This window comes from Ralstonia sp. 1138 (genome assembly GCF_040544795.1).
GTDB lineage: Bacteria > Pseudomonadota > Gammaproteobacteria > Burkholderiales > Burkholderiaceae > Ralstonia > Ralstonia flatus.
This window is the reverse complement of sequence record NZ_JBEPKQ010000003.1, coordinates 908,100-925,529: the sequence shown is the minus strand read 5'-3', so window position 1 is coordinate 925,529 and position 17,430 is coordinate 908,100. Positions and strand designations below refer to the sequence as shown.

The following is a 17,430-nucleotide window of genomic DNA, read 5'->3' as shown; positions in this document are numbered from 1 at the left end:
TGATTGCCCGCAAGACCGACGGACCACCACGCCAGCGGGGCCCTTTCCTGAGTATCGTCCGTCAGCCCGGATGCTTGAGCTGGCGGCCCAACAGGAATGTCTCGGACGATTTGTCGCGCGAGGCTTTGGGCTTGCGTGGCGCCACGATCTTGAAATGACGCTTGAACATCTCGACGATCTGACTATAGCCGCTGCCGTGGAAACATTTGATTAGCAGCGCGCCCTCAGGTTTCAGGTGCGCCATGGCAAATTCCACAGCCAGCTCGGCGATGTGCTCCATGCGTGCGGCGTCTGCCGACGCCACGCCAGAGAGATTGGGGGCCATATCGGACAAAACAAGGTCCACTTTCCCCCCGCCGGTGGCTTCCAGAACGATTTCTTCCAGTTGCCGGAAAACGTCGTCCTCCCGGAAGTCACCCTGAATGAAGGTGACGTCGGCGATGGCTTCCATCGGCAGGATATCGATGGCGACGATCGCCCCGTCAATCCGGCCGTCCTTGGCGCGCGGCGAGGCGGCCAGCTTGTTGCGTACGTACTGGCTCCAGCTGCCGGGCGCGGCACCAAGATCGACGATGACCTGGCCCGGCCTGATGAGCTTGTCCTGCTCGTCGATCTCTTTCAGCTTGTAGGCGGCACGCGCGCGATAGCCTTCGCGCTGCGCCAGCTTGACGTACGGATCGTTGATGTGGTCGTGCAGCCACGACTGGTTGAACTTGTTCTTTGCCATCGAATTGGTTGCAATTTCGCCCGGATGTCGCGCCAAACATGGCGGCCAGGACTGGTTTTGGCGGATAATACGCGCCGTTTGTCTTTTTGCGCGATCTCGCCCTTATTTATGCCCGCCCTTACCCTCACCCCTGCCCAACGATCGGAACTGCGCTCCGAAGCGCACGCGTTGAACCCGGTCGTCATCATCGGTGCGGAGGGTCTGACGAAGGCCGTTCTGGCCGAAATCGACCGCTCGCTGGCGGCCCACGGGCTGATCAAGATCCGCGTCTTCGGCGATGACCGCGAAGCGCGCATCGAACTCTATGACACCATCTGCGCCCGCCTGCAGGCGGCCCCCGTACAGCACATCGGCAAGCTGCTGGTGATCTGGCGCGAAGGCTCGGCGTACCTGAAGGAAAACCAGCCGCGAGACCTCAAGCCGCCGCGCAAGACCACGGTGGGCGCTGGTCCACGCTCGGTTACCGTGCGCAAGCCGAACCCGAATAGCGCGCGCCGTCCGAAGCCGGTGCGGCTGAGCGTCCTTGGCAACGAACGCGTCACGGCCGGCGGCAACGTCAAACGTGCAAAGCCGCGCCAAACCAGCCAGAAAAAGAAAGCGCTGTCCTGATCCAGTTCGGGGCTGCACAGAAAACGACCGGCTTTTCAGCCGGTCTTTTTTTGGGTCTCAGACGGCTTGCCGAGCACCGGCTGCCTTCCAGATCAGCGCCAAGCCCAAGAGGCTCTGCACCAGATAGAACACGCTCGATACGCCGTGCAACATGCCGAACTGTGCGCGGTAAGGCGAATCCCCCACCGCCACGCCAAGCGCATCGGCCTGTGCGCGCAGCGAAGCCATGAACGGCTGCAGGCCGAAGTAGCCCACCAGCACACATAGCAGCATCGCCAGCACAAGCCAGCGCAGCCGCCGGTAGCCGACCTCACCGCGGCGTACCAGCGCCGTGGCAGCCAGCAGCAGCAAACACCCTGTCGCCAGGCCGATCCACGCTTCCGCATGAAACAACCGGCCGGCAATCGAGCCGGCCAACTGGCGATCTTCCAGCATCGCGAACAGCGTCGGCGCGACGATGTAGCCGATGGTCCAGAGCGAACCGCACCATACCGTGGCAAGCAACTGGAAGAAGCGCTGCGGCATGGTGGTTGCCCCGATCTGGTTAGAGGTACTTGACGGCCAGGACTTCGTACTCGCGCTCGCCGCCCGGGGCGACCACGGTAGCGACATCGCCTTCGAACTTGCCGATCAACGCACGTGCGATCGGGGAGCTGATCGAGATCTTGCCGGTTTCCAGATCAGCTTCGTCATCGCCGACGATCTGATACGTGACGGGCTTGCCCGAGTCCAGATCTTCCAGGTCGATCGTGGCGCCAAAAACCACGCGACCGTCGGCGTCCAGCGAAGCCGGATCAATGATCTGCGCGGCAGACAGCTTGCCCTCGATTTCCTGGATGCGGCCTTCGATGAAGCCCTGGCGCTCCTTGGCGGCATCATAGTCGGCGTTTTCGGACAGATCGCCCTGGGCACGTGCCTCGGCGATGGCGTTGACGACGGCCGGACGCTCCTTGGTCTTCAGACGTTGAAGCTCCTCTTTCAGCATCTCGGCACCGCGCTTGGTAATCGGAATGGTGCTCATCGTAAGTAATTCGGAATCACAAAAAAATCAGCCGCTGCGAAGCGGGAGGGCGCGTAGCGCACACCCGCCTGACGGCGGCTGTCGTTGTTTTGACACGGACGCTCTAGTTTAGGCGAACCGTCCGGAGGCGGCAACTGCTCCTCTCCGGGCGGTTCACCGCGACGCTATGCCGCGTCGCAGGCCCTGACGATGGGCTTACAGGGTGGCGTGCAGGCCCTGCAGGTCATACACATCCAGGTGCTGCATGTGCTTCAGACCTTCCACCGCGGCGCGCGCACCGGCGATGGTCGTGTAGTACGTGACACGCTGCGCCAATGCAGCCTGGCGGATGGAACGCGAGTCGGCAATCGCGGCACGCGTCTCGTCGACGGTCGTGAAGACGAGCGCGATCTCGCTGTTCTTGATCATGTCGACAATGTGCGGACGGCCGTCCTTCACCTTGTTGACCACGCGCACCGGAATGCCGGCGGCTTCGATGGCCGAGGCGGTACCGCGCGTCGCCACGATCGGGTAGCCCAGCGTATGCAGCGCGCGGGCAACTTCCACGGCTTGCGGCTTGTCGCTGTCCTTGACGGTCATCAGCACGGTGCCCTTCTCGGGCAGGCGCGAACCGGCGGCGAGCTGGCTCTTGAAGAGCGCCTCGCCAAACGTCTTGCCGACGCCCATGACTTCGCCAGTCGAGCGCATTTCCGGTCCGAGCACCGGATCAACGCCCGGGAACTTGTTGAACGGGAACACCGCTTCCTTGACGCTGTAGTAGGCCGGCACGACTTCCGTCTCGACGCCCTGCGAATCCAGCGACTGACCCGCCATGCAGCGAGCTGCAACCTTGGCCAACGAGACACCGGTCGCCTTCGAAACGTACGGCACCGTACGCGAAGCACGCGGGTTCACTTCCAGCACGTAGACGATGTCTTCGCCGCCCTTCTGCTGGATGGCGAACTGCACGTTCATCAGACCGACCACGTTCAGCGCCTTGGCCATCGCGGCGGTCTGGCGCTTCAGTTCGTCGACGGTCGCCTGCGACAGCGAGTACGGCGGCAGCGAGCAAGCCGAGTCGCCCGAGTGCACGCCGGCCTGCTCGATGTGCTCCATCACGCCGCCGATGAAGACGCGCTTGCCGTCAGACAGGCAATCCACGTCGCATTCGATGGCGTCGTTCAGGAAGCGGTCGAGCAGCACGGGGCTGTCGTTCGACACCTTCACGGCTTCGCGCATGTAGCGCTCGAGATCGCGCGGCTCGTGCACGATTTCCATCGCGCGGCCGCCCAGCACGTACGACGGGCGCACCACCAGCGGATAGCCGATTTCTTCGGCCAGCTTGAGGGCTTCGTCTTCGGCGCGCGCGGTGCGGTTGGGCGGCTGACGCAGGCCCAGCTCGTGCAGCAGCTTCTGGAAGCGCTCACGGTCTTCGGCCGCGTCGATCATGTCCGGCGACGTGCCGATGATGGGAACGCCGTTGGCCTCCAGGTCCAGCGCCAGCTTCAGCGGCGTCTGGCCGCCGTATTGCACGATCACGCCGACCGGCTTTTCCTTGTCGACGATTTCGAGCACGTCTTCCAGTGTCACCGGCTCGAAGTACAGGCGATCGGACGTGTCGTAGTCGGTCGAGACGGTTTCCGGGTTGCAGTTGACCATGATGGTCTCGTACCCGTCTTCGCGCAGCGCCAGCGCGGCGTGCACGCAGCAGTAGTCGAACTCGATACCCTGGCCGATCCGGTTCGGGCCACCGCCCAGGACCATGATCTTCTTGTTGCTGGTCGGTTCGGCTTCGCACTCGCCATGCTCGGCTTCGTACGTCGAGTACAGATACGCCGTGTTGGTCGCGAATTCAGCGGCGCAAGTGTCGACGCGCTTGTAGACCGGACGCACCTTCTCGGCGATACGCTTCTCGCGCACGGTCTTGGCGGTCGTCTTGGTCAGCTTGGCAAGGCGGCGGTCGGAGAAACCCTTCTGCTTGAGCAGACGCAGCTCGGCGGCCGACAGGCTTTCCAGCGTGCGGGCCTTGACCAGTGCTTCCGTCTTGACGATGTCTTCGATCTGCGCCAGGAACCACGGATCAATGGACGTCTCGGCGTAGACCTCGTCGATCGACAGGCCCAGGCGGAATGCGTCGCCCAGATACCAGATGCGGTCCGGACCGGCTTCGCCGATCTCTTCGATGATCTCGTCGCGGTCGGTGGACTTTTCGTCCAGGCCGTCCACGCCGACTTCCAGGCCGCGCAGTGCCTTCTGGAACGATTCCTGGAAGGTCCGGCCCATGGCCATCACTTCACCGACCGACTTCATCTGCGTGGTCAGGTGGCTGTCGGCCTGCGGGAATTTTTCGAACGCGAAGCGCGGCACCTTGGTGACCACGTAGTCGATCGACGGCTCGAACGACGCCGGGGTCGCACCGCCGGTGATTTCGTTCTTCAGCTCGTCCAGCGTGTAACCCACGGCCAGCTTGGCAGCGACCTTGGCGATCGGGAAACCGGTGGCCTTCGACGCCAGCGCCGACGAACGCGACACACGCGGGTTCATTTCGATCACGATCATCCGGCCATCCTTCGGATTGATCGAGAACTGCACGTTCGAGCCGCCGGTATCCACGCCGATCTCGCGCAGCACGGCCAGCGAGGCATTACGCAGGATCTGGTATTCCTTGTCGGTCAGGGTCTGCGCCGGGGCCACGGTGATGGAATCACCGGTGTGGATGCCCATCGGGTCCAGGTTTTCGATCGAGCAGACGATGATGCAGTTGTCGGCCTTGTCGCGCACGACTTCCATCTCGTATTCCTTCCAGCCGAGCAGCGATTCTTCGATCAGCAGCTCGTTGGTCGGCGAGAGATCAAGACCGCGTTTGCAGATCTCTTCGAATTCTTCGCGGTTGTAGGCGATGCCGCCGCCCGTGCCGCCCAGCGTGAACGACGGACGGATCACGATCGGGTAGCCGCTCGTGCCGGTTTCCTTGGCGATCTGCGACTGCACGGCCACGGCTTCGTCCATCGAATGTGCAATGCCGGACTTGGCCGAACCGAGACCGATCTTGGTCATCGCGTCCTTGAACTTCTGGCGGTCTTCGGCCTTGTCGATGGCCTCGGGCGATGCGCCGATCAGCTCGACGTTGTACTTCTTCAGCACGCCGTGGCGATGCAGGTCCAGCGCGCAGTTCAGCGCGGTCTGGCCGCCCATCGTCGGCAGGATCGCGTCCGGGCGCTCCTTGGCAATGATGCGTTCGACGACTTCCCAGGTGATCGGCTCGATGTAGGTCACGTCGGCCGTGTTGGGGTCGGTCATGATCGTGGCCGGGTTGCTGTTGACCAGGACCACCTTGAAGCCTTCTTCACGGAGCGCCTTGCAAGCCTGCGCGCCGGAGTAATCGAATTCACACGCCTGGCCGATGATGATCGGACCCGCGCCGATGATCAGGATGGTTTTGATATCTGTACGTTTTGGCATAACCCGCTCGATTCGATTAATTCAGTGTGGCCGTCGCCAGCTTGGCGGAAAAGCCGATAAACATGGCGCCGACGCCGCTGCTCATACCGGCAGACAAACGTCGTCGCGCGCGGAACGCCGCGGCCAGCCGCGCGCCCACGAAGATGATGGTGGTCAGGTACAGGAAGCTGCAGATCTGGCAGACCAGCCCCAGCACGACGAACGACACCACCGGCAGCGCGTAGTGCGGATCGACGAACTGGATGAAGAACGAGATGAAGAACAGGATCGCCTTCGGGTTCAGCAGGCTGATGATCAGCGCCTTCTTGAATGGATGCGACTCGTCAGCCGGCGCCGCGTCTTGTGCGACGGACTCGCCGGCCTTGCGCACGCGCCAGTTGCGCAGCGCGCCACGCAGCATCTGCAGGCCAATCCACGCCAGGTAGGCCGCACCGATGTACTTCACGACGTAGAACAGCGCCGGGCTCGCCTTCAACAGCGAAGCCACGCCCGCCGCCGACAACACCATCAGGATGGCATCGCCCAGAAACACGCCGCAAGCGCCCTGGTAGCCCGCGCGCACACCGCGGCGGGCCGCCACCGACAGCACGTACATCGAGTTCGGCCCCGGCAGCAGCACGATGAAGATCGTGCCGAGCAGGAAGGTCCAGAACTCGGTGATACCGAAGTGGGCGAGCATGAAGGCGTTCATGGCGGATGCGGTCTCGTTGCTTTACTGCTTGGCTGCGTCCATCGCCGCGGTGAAGCGGTCGAACAGATACGCGATGTCGTGCGGACCGGGCGACGCTTCCGGGTGACCCTGGAAGCAGAATGCCGGACGATCCGTCAGTTCGAAGCCCTGCAGCGTGCCGTCGAACAGCGAAACGTGCGTCACGCGTGCGTTGGCCGGCAGCGATTCCGGGTCGACTGCAAAGCCGTGGTTCTGCGAAGTGATGACCACGCGGCCGTCCTGCAGATCCTTGACCGGGTGGTTCGCGCCGTGGTGGCCGGTCTTCATCTTGAGCGTCTTGGCACCGACAGCCAGGCCCATGATCTGGTGACCCAGGCAGATGCCGAACGTCGGCAGGCGGCGCTCCAGGAATTCCTTGGCAGCGGCGATGGCGTAGTCGCACGGTTCCGGATCGCCGGGGCCGTTGGAGAGGAAGACGCCATCCGGGTTATGCGCCAGCACGTCGGCTGCGCTGGTCTGCGCCGGCACCACCGTCACGCGGCAGCCGCGCTCGGCCAGCATGCGCAGGATGTTGAACTTGACGCCAAAGTCGTACGCGACCACGTGGTACTTCGGCGCTTCCTGCTTGCCGTAGCCGCGGCCCAGCGCCCATTCGGTCTGGGTCCACTCGTACGGTTCGGTCACGGACACGACCTTCGCCAGATCCATACCCGACAGGCCCGGGAACGAGCGCGCCAGATCGATGGCCTTCTGCACGTTGTCTTCGCCCGCGAGAATGCAGCCGTTCTGGGCGCCCTTCTCCCGCAGGATGCGGGTCAGCTTGCGGGTGTCGATGCCGGCAATGGCGACAACCTTCTCACCCTTGAGGTAGTGCGAGAGCGAGTGCTCCTTGCGGAAGTTCGACGCCAGGATCGGCAGATCCTTGATGATGAGACCGGCGGCATGGACTTTCGTGGCTTCGACATCCTCACGGTTCACACCGACGTTACCGATATGCGGGTACGTGAGCGTGACGATCTGGCGCGAGTAGCTCGGATCGGTAAGGATTTCCTGGTAGCCGGTGATCGCGGTGTTGAACACCACTTCGCCGATCGTATGACCGGCCGCACCGATGGAATAGCCACGAAAGACCGTGCCGTCTGCAAGCGCGAGGATGGCGGGCGGGAAAGACGGCAACACGGGTAGCTCCTGCTGGATTCACCCTGTGCCGACCTGATCACCTTGGCGCCAAAGCGGTATTCCGGCTGCGCGGAATCCTGACCGTTTGCGCGTCGAGTCGGGGCTGGGACAGAACTCACCAGAAATCACCGAGAAGCGAGGCAGACGGGGCGGTAGGCGGGAGGTAGGAAGCGGTTGGCGCTAGGGTGATGGGTTTCTGAACTCAAACCCGACGAGTATACCCCGGCGCCGCAAAAAACTCAATGAAAGGAAGGACTTAACGGCGTGCAGCCTCTGAATTTGGCTGTCCCACGAAGCCGGCAGGTGTGGCCCAGAGCTGACGAGAACGTCACTTCCCACCCTCCTCCTTACTCGCCTCGCAGAGCAGCTTGGACCTGGGCCAGCGCCGTGGGATCTTCGATGGTGGTCAGATCTCCAGGGTCACGCCCCTCCGCCACCGCCTGCATTGCGCGGCGTAGCAGTTTGCCGGAGCGCGTTTTGGGCAACGCGCCGACAAAAAACACCCGCGAGGGGCGCGCCACGGCGCCGAGCTGCGCCTCCACCGTGCGCATCAGTTCGCCTTCGAGGGCCAAGCGCCCTGCGGGCTCGGCAATGCGCGAAGCATCACGCACGATGGCAAACCCCATCGCCACCTGGCCTTTGAGCTGGTCTGCCACGCCCACCACCGCCACCTCGGCGATGGCGGGATGCGACGACAGGCTTTCTTCGATCTCGCGCGTTCCGAGGCGGTGGCCGGCCACGTTGATGACATCGTCGGTGCGGCCGAGGATGGTCACATAGCCCTCCTCATCGCGCACGCCCCAGTCGAAGCTGGAATAGATGTGCCGCCCGGGAAACGCGGACCAGTACGTCTTCAGGAAGCGGGCGTCGTCGCCCCAGACGGTGGTCATGCAGCCCGGCGGCAGGGGCGCCGCAACGGCGAGGAGCCCTTTCTCGCCCGGGGCGCACGGCTCGCCGGTGGCCTCATCCAGGATGTCGAGCTTGTAGCCATAGACTGGAAAGCCAGGCGAGCCGAGCTTTTGCACGGAAGGCTCGACACCTTGCGGAATCGCCAGCATCGGCCAGCCCGTCTCGGTCTGCCAGTAGTTGTCGACGATGGGCTTGTGCAGCGCTTCGCCGATCCAGCTTGCGGTGGGCTCGTCCAGCGGCTCGCCGGCAAGGAACAGGCGGCGTAGGCTCGACAGGTCGTGCCGCTGCAGCAGCGCGGGATCCTGCTTCTTGAGCACACGAATGGCGGTCGGCGCCGTGAACATCACGTTGACGCCGTATTGCTCGACGATGCGCCACCAGACCGCGCCGTCCGGGCGGATTGGTGTGCCTTCGTACATGACCGTCGTCAGGCCCGCGAGCAGCGGCGCATAGACGATGTAACTGTGCCCCACCACCCAGCCGACATCGGATGCGGTGAACATCGTGTCGCCAGGCTGGGCGCCAAAAATGAGCGGTATCGACGCCGCCAGCGCGACGGCATAGCCGCCGGTATCACGCTGCACGCCTTTCGGTTTGCCGGTGGTGCCGGAGGTATAGAGGATGTATGAGGGCTCGCTGGATTCCATCCATTCGCACGGCACATCGGCATTGGCATGCTGCGCGGCCAGCGTTGCGTAATCGACGTCGCGCGCGTTGTGCTGCATGGGCGCAAGTTGGCGATTGACGAGCAGCACGCGCTCGGGCTTGTGCGCCGCCAGCTCAATCGCAGCGTCGAGCAACGGTTTGTACTCGACCACCTTGCCCGCGCGCGACCCCGCATCCGCACTGACGATCACGCGCGGCGTGGCGTCGTCGATGCGCGTGGCGAGACTGTTGGAGGCAAAACCGCCGAACACCACCGAATGGATCGCGCCGATGCGTGCACAGGCGAGCATGGCAAATGCGGCTTCGGGAATCATCGGCAGATAAATCAGCACGCGGTCGCCGCGCTTGACACCCAACGCCTGCAGGCTCGCCGCCATGCGGTTGACCTCGCGATGGAGCTGGCGATACGTGTACGTCGTCTCGACACCGGTTTCGGTGGAGACGTACACGAGCGCCGCCTGTTCGCCGCGCGTGGCGAGATGCCGATCGACGGCGTTGTGGCATAGGTTGGTGCGGCCGCCCACGAACCACCTGGCAAACGGCAGGCGCGAATCGTCGAGGACTGCGGAATACGGCGTTTGCCACTCGATGCGCTGGGCCTGCTCGCCCCAGAAGCCTGCGGGATCATCAATGGAACGCTGATACAGCGCGCGGTATGCGGCGGACATGGGCATGACGTTGTCTCCTGGCCATCGTGTGCGATGGCTCGATCTTCGATGTGCTGGATGCGCCTACTGTGCGGCGGCCAACTTACGCAGGTCTTACCGCCGCCCCAAAAACAAAACGGCGCCCCGCAGGACGCCGTTTCTTGCCAGACTCAGCGCTTCTTGCGCTTGACCGAACTGGATGAGGTGGCCACCGGTTTCGCCTTGACCACCGGCTTGCCGGCCACCTTCGCAGTCGGCACGCGCGGGGTTGCCGCTGTGGCGCGCGACGTCGTGGCCGACACGCGCATGACGCGCACGTGCCCGCCACGGCTGCCGCCACGCGCTTGCGGCAGCATCAGCACGACGCTGTGTCCCTTGGGGATGGCATCGCCAGGCAACTGGTTCCATGCACGAATCTGCGCAACCGATACGCCGTACCGCCGCGACAGACCCGCCACCGTGTCGCGCTTGCCCGCGCGCACCACCACCTTCCTGAGGTCGGGCATGTCCGGCTCGACCGCCATGGTGGCGTTCTCGGCCAGCTCGGGGCTGATGTCGGGTGCGTTCTCCTGCGCGCCGTCCACTCGCGGCACCACCACGGTGGAGCCCGCCTTCAAGCGCATGCCCTTCGGAATGCGGTTGATCTCGCGAATGGTATCGGGGTCGACCTTGAGCCGGGCCGCCAGCGCTTCGACACGCTCGCGGTTACCGACTGTCACGGCTGTCCAGCTCGAAAGACCGCCGCGATAGGTGTTGAGGTTGTATTGGAACGTTTCCGCGTTGTCGTACGGCAGAAGAATCTGCGGGTTCGACGCGCCGAGGATCACCGGCCGGTTGAACGACGGGTTCAGCGCCTTGAACTCATCCATCGGCAGATTCGCCAGCTTGGCCGCCAGCGTCACATCAATATCGCGTGACGTGGTGACGGTGACGAAATATGGATGGTTCGGAATCTCGGGCAGCGTGACGCCATAGCGCTCCGGGTTGGCGATGATGTTCTTCACCGCCTGGAGCTTGGGCACGTACATGCGCGTCTCGGCGGGCATGTTCAGGTTGACGTAATCGGTCGACAGGCCGGCGGCCTGGTTGCGCGCAATCGCCCGCGCCACCGCGCCTTCACCCCAGTTGTAGGCGGCCAGCGCGAGTTGCCAGTCGCCAAACTGGTCGTGCAGCTTGGAAAGATAGTCGAGCGCGGCGTCGGTCGAGGCCAGCACATCGCGGCGCTCGTCCTGGAAAACGTTCTGCTTGAGGTTGTAGGTTCGGCCGGTGCTGGGGATGAACTGCCACATGCCGGCAGCCTTGGCACTCGACACCGCCTGCGGATTGAACGCGCTTTCCACGAACGGCAGCAGCGCCAGCTCGGTGGGCATGTTGCGCCGCTCCAGCTCTTCGACGATGTGATACAGGTAGCGGTTGGAGCGATCCACCATGCGGCGGAAGGCGTCCGGGCGCTGCGCATACCAGTCGGTACGATCATCCACGGCCGAGCTTTGCAGATCGGGCATGGAAAAACCTTGGCGAATGCGCGCCCAGAGATCCTTGGCCGGCCCTTTCAGGGACGCGACGGGCTGCTGGTCGATATTGACGACCGGCGCAGAGGCTTGGCCGGAGACGGTGGAGGCGCTGGTGCTGGCCGTGTCGGCATTCGGCCCGGGGGCCGTTGCACAGGCCGCGAGGAGCAGACTGAGCACAGTTGCCGCAAGAAGTCGCACGGATCGCATCAAGTTCTGTGGGGTTAGGGCTAAAAATTGCCCCAGATAGTAAGAAACGCATCCGACCGCGTCAACCCGCGTTCACCCGGCGGAGCGCCTGCTGGATGCATCACATCTGGCCGCGTCATCACCGCGCGCCAAGGTTTCTCAACGGAAATCGTTCTTCCACTGTCGCAACGCAGCGAATATCGCAACCGGATCATCGGCCTCGATACCCGCATGGCGGGCCACGGCCTGCGTCACATTGGCGTCATCCGATCGCATGAAGGGATTGGTCGCCCGCTCGTGGCCAACGGTCGTGGGTACAGTCGCGCGGCCCTCGGCCCGCAACGCCGTTACCTCATCCTCCCAGGCGGCCAAGTCGGCGTTGCCAGGTTCGACTGCGCGCGCAAAGCGCACATTCGATGCAGTGTATTCATGCGCGCAATAGACACGCGTATCGGGCGCCAGCGCCGCCAGCTTGGCCAGCGACGCGCGCATCTGCGCGGGCGTCCCTTCAAAAAGCCGGCCGCAACCGGTGGCGAAGAGTGTATCGCCACAAAACAGGCTCGCCGATGCGGCATTACCCTGAAGGTGTCCCACATAGGCGACATGACCGCTGGTATGCCCGGGCACATCGAACACCCGGAAGGTGGCGGCCGGCTGCGCGAGCGTGACGACATCGCCTTCGCGCACGGCCTGCGTGCGGCACGGGATCGATTCGTTGGCTGGGCCGATGACGGGCAGCGGCGCGCCCTCGGGATTCTCCGGATACGCCGCGAGCAGTTCGCGCACCCCGCCGACGTGATCGCCATGATGATGTGTGATTACAATGGCACCGAGCGCGAGCCCGCGCTCCTTCAGGAAGCGCAGCACCGGTTGCGCGTCGCCCGGGTCGACGACAGCAGCCACACGGCCATCGTGTAGTGCCCAAATATAATTGTCGGTAAACGCAGCGATCGCCTCCACCTCAAGCGCTACACCACGCGGCACACCACCCTGGACCATGTCCGACTCCTCTAACGATCGTCGCATTATAGATTGGCACCACTGGCTGGCTTCGCCGCCCGGGCAATATGTCCTGCGCTGGGAGCAGGCTCAATTCGATCGCACGGTGGCCGACATGTTCGGCTATCACGCGCTGCAGTTGGGCCACCCGGGTTTTGGGGCGCTGCGCGAGAACCGCATCCCGCTGATCGCCCGCGTGGTGGATGACATCGATCCGACAGCCCCCATCGAAACGCTCGACCCGATGGACGGCAACCCGGCAGAATCCGCCGATGCCGCCGACGCAGACCCGGACACCAACACGCCGCAGCGCCAAGCCACGCCCCGCGTGATCTGCCGCTATGACGAGCTGCCCTTTGCTTCGCAGAGCATCGATCTCGTCGCCCTGCCCCACGTGCTCGAATTTACTGACGATCCGCACGAAGTGCTGCGCGAAGTGGCGCGCGTGCTGATGCCGGAGGGGCGTCTCGTCATCACCGGTTTCAACCCGCTCAGCCTATGGGGCATGCGACAGGGCATGCGGCGCCTGGGCACGGAATCGTTTCTGCCCGCGCAGAGCCAGATGATTGCGTTCACGCGTCTGAAGGACTGGCTCAAGCTGCTTGGATTTGATATCGTGCGCGGCCGTTTCGGCTGCTACTGCCCGCCCAATCGCTCGGACAAATGGCTGCAGCGCACCGCCTTCATGGAAAAGGCCGGCGACCGCTGGTGGCCGATCTTCGGCGCGGTCTACATGCTGCAGGCCGTCAAGCGCGTGCGCACCATGCGCCTGGTCGGCCCGGCATGGAAGACACGCAAATCGCCGGCGCTGGTGCCGGCCGGTACACCGGTCGCGACACCTTCGGGCTCGCATTCGAGCAAGGCTCCATCGGCGACCGCGCGTGACGGCAAATCGGGCGTCTGAGCGCGCCCGTTCCATTTACTGATCACCCATCGTTTCTCAATGCAGGAAGTCACCGTTTATTCCGATGGCGCGTGCAAGGGCAACCCCGGCCTTGGTGGCTGGGGCACCGTGCTCGTCTCGGGCAGCCACGAAAAAGAACTCTTTGGCGGCGAAGCGCTGACCACCAACAACCGCATGGAATTGATGGCCGTGATCGAGGCGTTTCGCGCGCTGAAGCGGCCATGCCGGGTGCAGGTCTATACCGATTCGCAGTACGTCCAGAAAGGCATCAGCGAATGGTTGGCCGGCTGGAAGGCGCGCGGCTGGAAAACGGCCGACAAGAAGCCGGTCAAGAACGACGACCTCTGGCGCACGCTGGACGAACTCGTCGCCGGACATGAGGTGAGCTGGCATTGGGTCAAGGGCCATGCCGGCCACCCCGGCAACGAGCGCGCTGATGCACTGGCCAACAAGGGCGTCGAGATGGCGCGCCAGGCGAAAGCCTGACGCGGCCGCGCGCACGATCACTTGCCCGCGCAACGCTGCGTCGGGATCTGCGGCGCATTGGCGGCGGTGGTCGTGACGTACTGCGGCTTGCCGTCCTGCGCGTAGACCAGCCGCAGCGGGCCTCGCTTGGAAAGGCCATCGTCGATATCCGCCTGCAGCAGGCCGGCCTGCACCCATGCATCACCGCCGATGCTGCGCTTCTGCATCATGACGGGGCGATTCGCGCCCGGCTCCCAGTTGGCCTGGCGCTCCGGCACATAACGGTTGGGCAACGTGCCGTAGGCGTAGAGCTGATTCAGCGTGTCGGCCAGGTAGCCCCCGGCTTGCTCGTTGAACGTCGGGAGATCCTGCTTGCCGAGTTCGCTGCGGATGCGCTCTGCCTCGGCAGTGCACGTGGGGGCGGTATTGTCGGCGGCGCGGGCGTAGGACATGCCGATCGCAACCGCCGCGGCGACAAGCCACGTCAATACGCGATACAGGCGGCGTGGGCGGGTGGTGGGAATCACGGACATCGGTTCGGTATGCATGCGAGCTTCTCCGTTGAACGTTGAAGTAACGTGGTGGTGAATCAGGACAGGAACAGCTTGCGTTCGGCCTGACGACGCTTCGTCAGCCCTTTGAGCGGCTTGCCGCCGGCCTTGTCCCACAACAGGAACTGATTGGCCGCGCCGACGTAATCGCCCGCGTTGAGCTTGCGCAGCAGCGTCGACGAGCGCAGCCGCCCCGCCCCCAGGTTGAAGACGAACGACGCCAGGGCGTCGAACTGCCCTTGCGTGATCGACACGCGTACGGCTTTGGCAATGCCCTGCTCCGTGTCGGCTAGGTCCTTGCGCAGCAGCGCTTCGGCCTGTTGCTGCGAGATCGGCCCGTTGAAGGTCTCGCCGGGCCGGATCAGGTGGCCGTAGCCGATGGTCGGTTTGCCGACCGCGTCCAGATACGTCGACAGACGCAGCCCTTCCGATTCCTTGATCAGCGCGAGGCCTCGCTCGCCTGTGGTGCGCGGGTTGTGCTCAGTGCTCATCGCTTTTCTCCTGGGGCGTGCTGGGTGTGCCGGGGCCGTCGGAACCCGCGGCATTGGGCTGCAGCGGCCTTGGCACCAGCCGATTCGTGTATTCGTCGATCACGCGCATCACAGCTTCCGGAGGCTGCAGCGCGGTGAACTTCATCTCGATGTCGATGTGCTCGCTATCGCGGCCGGTCTCACGCTGGGAATGCGGCGCAAGCGAAACGTAGAATCGGCCCACACCGCCAGTGGCTGCGCCGTGCAAGGGCAAGGCCTCGGCGAGGTCGCTGCGCACGGTCATGTTCACCGTCATTTCGTCGAGTGCGAGGCCGCGCGGCATCGCCAGCGACACCAGCGGCAGCGCCAGCCGGTGCTGACTGTCGAGCGCAAGTTCCACTTCGCGGGCGACCAGCGTGCCGCTCTCGTCGGCGTCGAAAAACTGGTCGAGCAACGTGGTGTACTGCTGCGCAAGCATCTGGTTGGCGGAAGCTGCGGCGTGCTGCATACCGCGCGTGATGTCGTCCAGCGTCAGGCCGTTCAAGCCCGGATGACCGTGGCTGTTGCTGTTGCTTCCACCGCCATTGCCGCCTCCAGGCGGAGACGAACCCGGTGGCGACGGTGGAGACGCATCGGACGCAGTCTCGGGAAACGGCGCGGCATCGGAAGAGACCGGTGGCGTGGGTGGCGTGGGTGGCGCGCTGGCGGCGGGCGCCGGCGGTGTGGCAGGCGCGGACGACGCACGGCCATCGTCACGCCCGCGGCGGCTGAAGAGTTTGAACATGGTGTCGGGTCGGTCGAATCGAACAGATCAATGGGCGACGCGCGCAGGCGCGCACCGATCAGGACACCGACCGTGGGGAGGCCGGCCGGCGTCCATCGCCGCGGCGGCTTACGGCGTTGCCGGAGCCGGGGCCGGAGCGTTGCCACCAGCCGGCACCTTTTCGCCAACCATCGTGCCGTCGGTCGGCGTGGCCGGCAGCGGCTTGACGTCGTTCTCCTTGCCCTTGACGACCACCGGCTTGGTTGCCGCGTCAGTCAAGAACTCCATCACGCGCATCAGCGCTTCCGGGGGGTTCTGACGCTTGACCTGGGTGTGGAAGGAGTACTTGGCGCGCGTATCGGTGCTGCGCGTCTGCTCCGACTTGTGCGAAGCGCGGCCCGACACCGACACGCTGAACGGGCCCCAGCCCAGCTTGGCCTGGAACGACCCTTCCGCCTCGGTGGTGGACGACGATTTCTCCGACTGCGAAATCTCCAGCTCGAAGTCGATCGTGCCTTCCTCGATGGCGATCACCGGATGCACGACCGCGCACAGCAGCGGAATGCGCATCGTCTTCTGGATCGTGCCCTGCGACACGCCCTTCTCGTCGACGATGGTTTCGTCGTAGTCAAATTGCACCGCAACGGCTTTGCCGTTCTGAATACAGACCTGCAACAGAAAATCCGCATAGGATTTTGCCGCCGAGGTTTGCGCTGCGATCATGGCCTGCAGCGGCGCAGAGATCATCTTGTCGATCGGCAGCGCATTGATAACCGACCCGATAAGTCCGTTGTCCATTTAAAACTCCTCACATTGAATTATTCGGACGCGCAGGTTTGTGCGCCCGAATCCAAAGTAAGAGTTTTTCCGGCGGGGTTCGATGCCTCGAAAGTCCCAGCCAAGGCCACGGAACAGCGGCCCAGTACATGGCGATAGCCAGCCCGTGACTTTCGGCACTGAACTTCCGTTTCAATGCATCCGGATCGATCCCGCTCTACAAAATAATCGGTCTCGCTGAAAACAATTAACTGAAGTACGAGGGGTCGATGAATATTCTGGTAATCGATAGCTTGCCGCTTTTTGCGGCAGGTGTGTCCAATGTATTGAATGCACTCGACGCACAGGGTGTGTTTATCGATACGCACTACACGGCGCAAATCGGGCCGGCTTGCAGGCAGGCCGAGCCCAGCGCCGTCGTGATGGAATGGAGCGCAGAAGACGACGACGCACGACAACGTTTATCGGAGCTGAAAGCGGTGCTGCCCGAAGTGCCTGTGTTGCTGACGGTGCAAGCGGTCGGCCGGCATGTGGTGGGCGACGCGCTACGCTTCGGCGCGGCCGGCGTGGTCGACCGGCAGGCCACGGCCGACGTTCTGCTCGAAGCCCTGCAGCGCATTACCTCGGGCGCGGTCTACCTGCCGCCCATCAGCAATCTCTACCCCGACGATCCGCGCCAAACATCGGGAGAAAGCCCGGCCGAACTTTGGCGCCGCCTTACGCCGCGACAGCATGAGGTGCTGCAACTGCTTGCAGAGGGCAAATCCAACAAGCAGATTTGCCGCGTGCTGAACGTGGCTGAAGGCACGATCAAAAACCATCTGTACGCGCTGTTCCGGCAGATTGGCGTCAACAATCGGACAGAAGCGGCGCTGTGGCTGTCGCGTTGCAAGGCGAGCCTTGCCCGTCTGCAGATGTGTGCGATGTAGCGC

General features: G+C 63.9%; 17 protein-coding genes. 4 read left to right on the top strand and 13 right to left on the bottom strand.

Features of this window, described 5'->3' with window-relative positions; all coding sequences use genetic code 11:
• Positions 1-61: 61 nt before the first annotated feature.
• Positions 62-727 (bottom strand): RlmE family RNA methyltransferase, encoded by a 666-nt coding sequence (locus ABIC76_RS17205; protein ID WP_343547478.1) that lies wholly within the window; start codon positions 725-727, stop codon positions 62-64.
• 108 nt (positions 728-835) lie between these two features.
• Between ABIC76_RS17205 and ABIC76_RS17200 the strand changes: the two genes are divergently transcribed.
• Positions 836-1,336 (top strand): YhbY family RNA-binding protein, encoded by a 501-nt coding sequence (locus tag ABIC76_RS17200; RefSeq protein WP_354534731.1) that lies wholly within the window; start codon positions 836-838, stop codon positions 1,334-1,336.
• Positions 1,337-1,393: 57 nt separating this feature from the next.
• Here ABIC76_RS17200 and ABIC76_RS17195 read toward each other — a convergent pair whose 3' ends face one another.
• From ABIC76_RS17195 to gloB, 8 genes are all read right to left on the bottom strand, one after another.
• Positions 1,394-1,861, bottom strand: a complete 468-nt coding sequence (locus ABIC76_RS17195; protein ID WP_027681157.1) for a DUF4149 domain-containing protein — start codon at positions 1,859-1,861, stop codon at positions 1,394-1,396.
• A 19-nt stretch (positions 1,862-1,880) separates the two neighbouring features.
• Positions 1,881-2,357, bottom strand: coding sequence for a transcription elongation factor GreA (gene greA / locus ABIC76_RS17190; RefSeq protein WP_027681156.1), 477 nt, complete (start codon positions 2,355-2,357; stop codon positions 1,881-1,883).
• 195 nt (positions 2,358-2,552) lie between these two features.
• On the bottom strand, positions 2,553-5,798 hold the full coding sequence (gene carB, locus ABIC76_RS17185) for a carbamoyl-phosphate synthase large subunit (RefSeq protein ID WP_354534664.1): 3,246 nt from the start codon (positions 5,796-5,798) through the stop codon (positions 2,553-2,555).
• Between the two features lie 16 nt (positions 5,799-5,814).
• Positions 5,815-6,489, bottom strand: a complete 675-nt coding sequence (leuE, locus tag ABIC76_RS17180) for a leucine efflux protein LeuE (protein ID WP_354534663.1) — start codon at positions 6,487-6,489, stop codon at positions 5,815-5,817.
• Between the two features lie 21 nt (positions 6,490-6,510).
• Positions 6,511-7,647 carry a glutamine-hydrolyzing carbamoyl-phosphate synthase small subunit gene (carA, locus tag ABIC76_RS17175; RefSeq protein ID WP_206275250.1) on the bottom strand — a complete coding sequence of 379 codons (1,137 nt, stop codon included), beginning with the start codon at positions 7,645-7,647 and terminating at the stop codon, positions 6,511-6,513.
• A gap of 347 nt (positions 7,648-7,994) precedes the next feature.
• Positions 7,995-9,896 carry a propionate--CoA ligase gene (gene prpE, locus ABIC76_RS17170; protein ID WP_354534662.1) on the bottom strand — a complete coding sequence of 634 codons (1,902 nt, stop codon included), beginning with the start codon at positions 9,894-9,896 and terminating at the stop codon, positions 7,995-7,997.
• 143 nt (positions 9,897-10,039) lie between these two features.
• Positions 10,040-11,590, bottom strand: coding sequence for a transglycosylase SLT domain-containing protein (locus tag ABIC76_RS17165; RefSeq protein WP_102067575.1), 1,551 nt, complete (start codon positions 11,588-11,590; stop codon positions 10,040-10,042).
• A gap of 138 nt (positions 11,591-11,728) precedes the next feature.
• Positions 11,729-12,568 (bottom strand): hydroxyacylglutathione hydrolase, encoded by an 840-nt coding sequence (gene gloB, locus ABIC76_RS17160; RefSeq protein ID WP_354534661.1) that lies wholly within the window; start codon positions 12,566-12,568, stop codon positions 11,729-11,731.
• Here gloB and ABIC76_RS17155 point away from each other — a divergent pair.
• Positions 12,567-13,472 carry a class I SAM-dependent methyltransferase gene (locus ABIC76_RS17155; RefSeq protein ID WP_354534660.1) on the top strand — a complete coding sequence of 302 codons (906 nt, stop codon included), beginning with the start codon at positions 12,567-12,569 and terminating at the stop codon, positions 13,470-13,472. The genes gloB and ABIC76_RS17155 overlap by 2 nt on opposite strands.
• A gap of 39 nt (positions 13,473-13,511) precedes the next feature.
• Positions 13,512-13,958, top strand: a complete 447-nt coding sequence (gene rnhA, locus ABIC76_RS17150; RefSeq protein WP_009240904.1) for a ribonuclease HI — start codon at positions 13,512-13,514, stop codon at positions 13,956-13,958.
• A gap of 17 nt (positions 13,959-13,975) precedes the next feature.
• Here rnhA and ABIC76_RS17145 read toward each other — a convergent pair whose 3' ends face one another.
• The 4 genes from ABIC76_RS17145 to ABIC76_RS17130 form a co-directional block, all read right to left on the bottom strand.
• Positions 13,976-14,485, bottom strand: coding sequence for a hypothetical protein (locus ABIC76_RS17145; RefSeq protein WP_354534659.1), 510 nt, complete (start codon positions 14,483-14,485; stop codon positions 13,976-13,978).
• A 41-nt stretch (positions 14,486-14,526) separates the two neighbouring features.
• Positions 14,527-14,979 carry a lysozyme gene (locus ABIC76_RS17140; RefSeq protein ID WP_354534658.1) on the bottom strand — a complete coding sequence of 151 codons (453 nt, stop codon included), beginning with the start codon at positions 14,977-14,979 and terminating at the stop codon, positions 14,527-14,529.
• Positions 14,969-15,742, bottom strand: coding sequence for a DUF2589 domain-containing protein (locus tag ABIC76_RS17135; RefSeq protein WP_354534657.1), 774 nt, complete (start codon positions 15,740-15,742; stop codon positions 14,969-14,971). The genes ABIC76_RS17140 and ABIC76_RS17135 overlap by 11 nt, the downstream gene beginning before the upstream one ends.
• A gap of 108 nt (positions 15,743-15,850) precedes the next feature.
• A complete protein-coding gene (locus ABIC76_RS17130; protein ID WP_027681146.1) occupies positions 15,851-16,519 on the bottom strand; it encodes a DUF2589 domain-containing protein in 669 nt (222 codons plus the stop codon).
• Positions 16,520-16,767: 248 nt separating this feature from the next.
• On the opposite strand from ABIC76_RS17130, the gene ABIC76_RS17125 reads away from it, so the two are divergent.
• Positions 16,768-17,427 carry a response regulator transcription factor gene (locus tag ABIC76_RS17125; protein ID WP_027681145.1) on the top strand — a complete coding sequence of 220 codons (660 nt, stop codon included), beginning with the start codon at positions 16,768-16,770 and terminating at the stop codon, positions 17,425-17,427.
• Positions 17,428-17,430: the final 3 nt, after the last annotated feature.

Coding starts and splice junctions, on each gene's coding strand:
- ABIC76_RS17165 (WP_102067575.1), bottom strand. CDS start 11,590: ATGCGATCCGTGCGACTTCTTGCGGCAACTGTGCTCAGTCTGCTCCTC.
- rnhA (WP_009240904.1), top strand. CDS start 13,512: ATGCAGGAAGTCACCGTTTATTCCGATGGCGCGTGCAAGGGCAACCCC.
- leuE (WP_354534663.1), bottom strand. CDS start 6,489: ATGAACGCCTTCATGCTCGCCCACTTCGGTATCACCGAGTTCTGGACC.
- ABIC76_RS17155 (WP_354534660.1), top strand. CDS start 12,567: ATGTCCGACTCCTCTAACGATCGTCGCATTATAGATTGGCACCACTGG.
- carB (WP_354534664.1), bottom strand. CDS start 5,798: ATGCCAAAACGTACAGATATCAAAACCATCCTGATCATCGGCGCGGGT.
- ABIC76_RS17135 (WP_354534657.1), bottom strand. CDS start 15,742: ATGTTCAAACTCTTCAGCCGCCGCGGGCGTGACGATGGCCGTGCGTCG.
- ABIC76_RS17140 (WP_354534658.1), bottom strand. CDS start 14,979: ATGAGCACTGAGCACAACCCGCGCACCACAGGCGAGCGAGGCCTCGCG.
- ABIC76_RS17200 (WP_354534731.1), top strand. CDS start 836: ATGCCCGCCCTTACCCTCACCCCTGCCCAACGATCGGAACTGCGCTCC.
- ABIC76_RS17195 (WP_027681157.1), bottom strand. CDS start 1,861: ATGCCGCAGCGCTTCTTCCAGTTGCTTGCCACGGTATGGTGCGGTTCG.
- ABIC76_RS17125 (WP_027681145.1), top strand. CDS start 16,768: ATGAATATTCTGGTAATCGATAGCTTGCCGCTTTTTGCGGCAGGTGTG.
- prpE (WP_354534662.1), bottom strand. CDS start 9,896: ATGCCCATGTCCGCCGCATACCGCGCGCTGTATCAGCGTTCCATTGAT.
- ABIC76_RS17205 (WP_343547478.1), bottom strand. CDS start 727: ATGGCAAAGAACAAGTTCAACCAGTCGTGGCTGCACGACCACATCAAC.
- ABIC76_RS17130 (WP_027681146.1), bottom strand. CDS start 16,519: ATGGACAACGGACTTATCGGGTCGGTTATCAATGCGCTGCCGATCGAC.
- gloB (WP_354534661.1), bottom strand. CDS start 12,568: ATGGTCCAGGGTGGTGTGCCGCGTGGTGTAGCGCTTGAGGTGGAGGCG.
- ABIC76_RS17145 (WP_354534659.1), bottom strand. CDS start 14,485: ATGCATACCGAACCGATGTCCGTGATTCCCACCACCCGCCCACGCCGC.
- greA (WP_027681156.1), bottom strand. CDS start 2,357: ATGAGCACCATTCCGATTACCAAGCGCGGTGCCGAGATGCTGAAAGAG.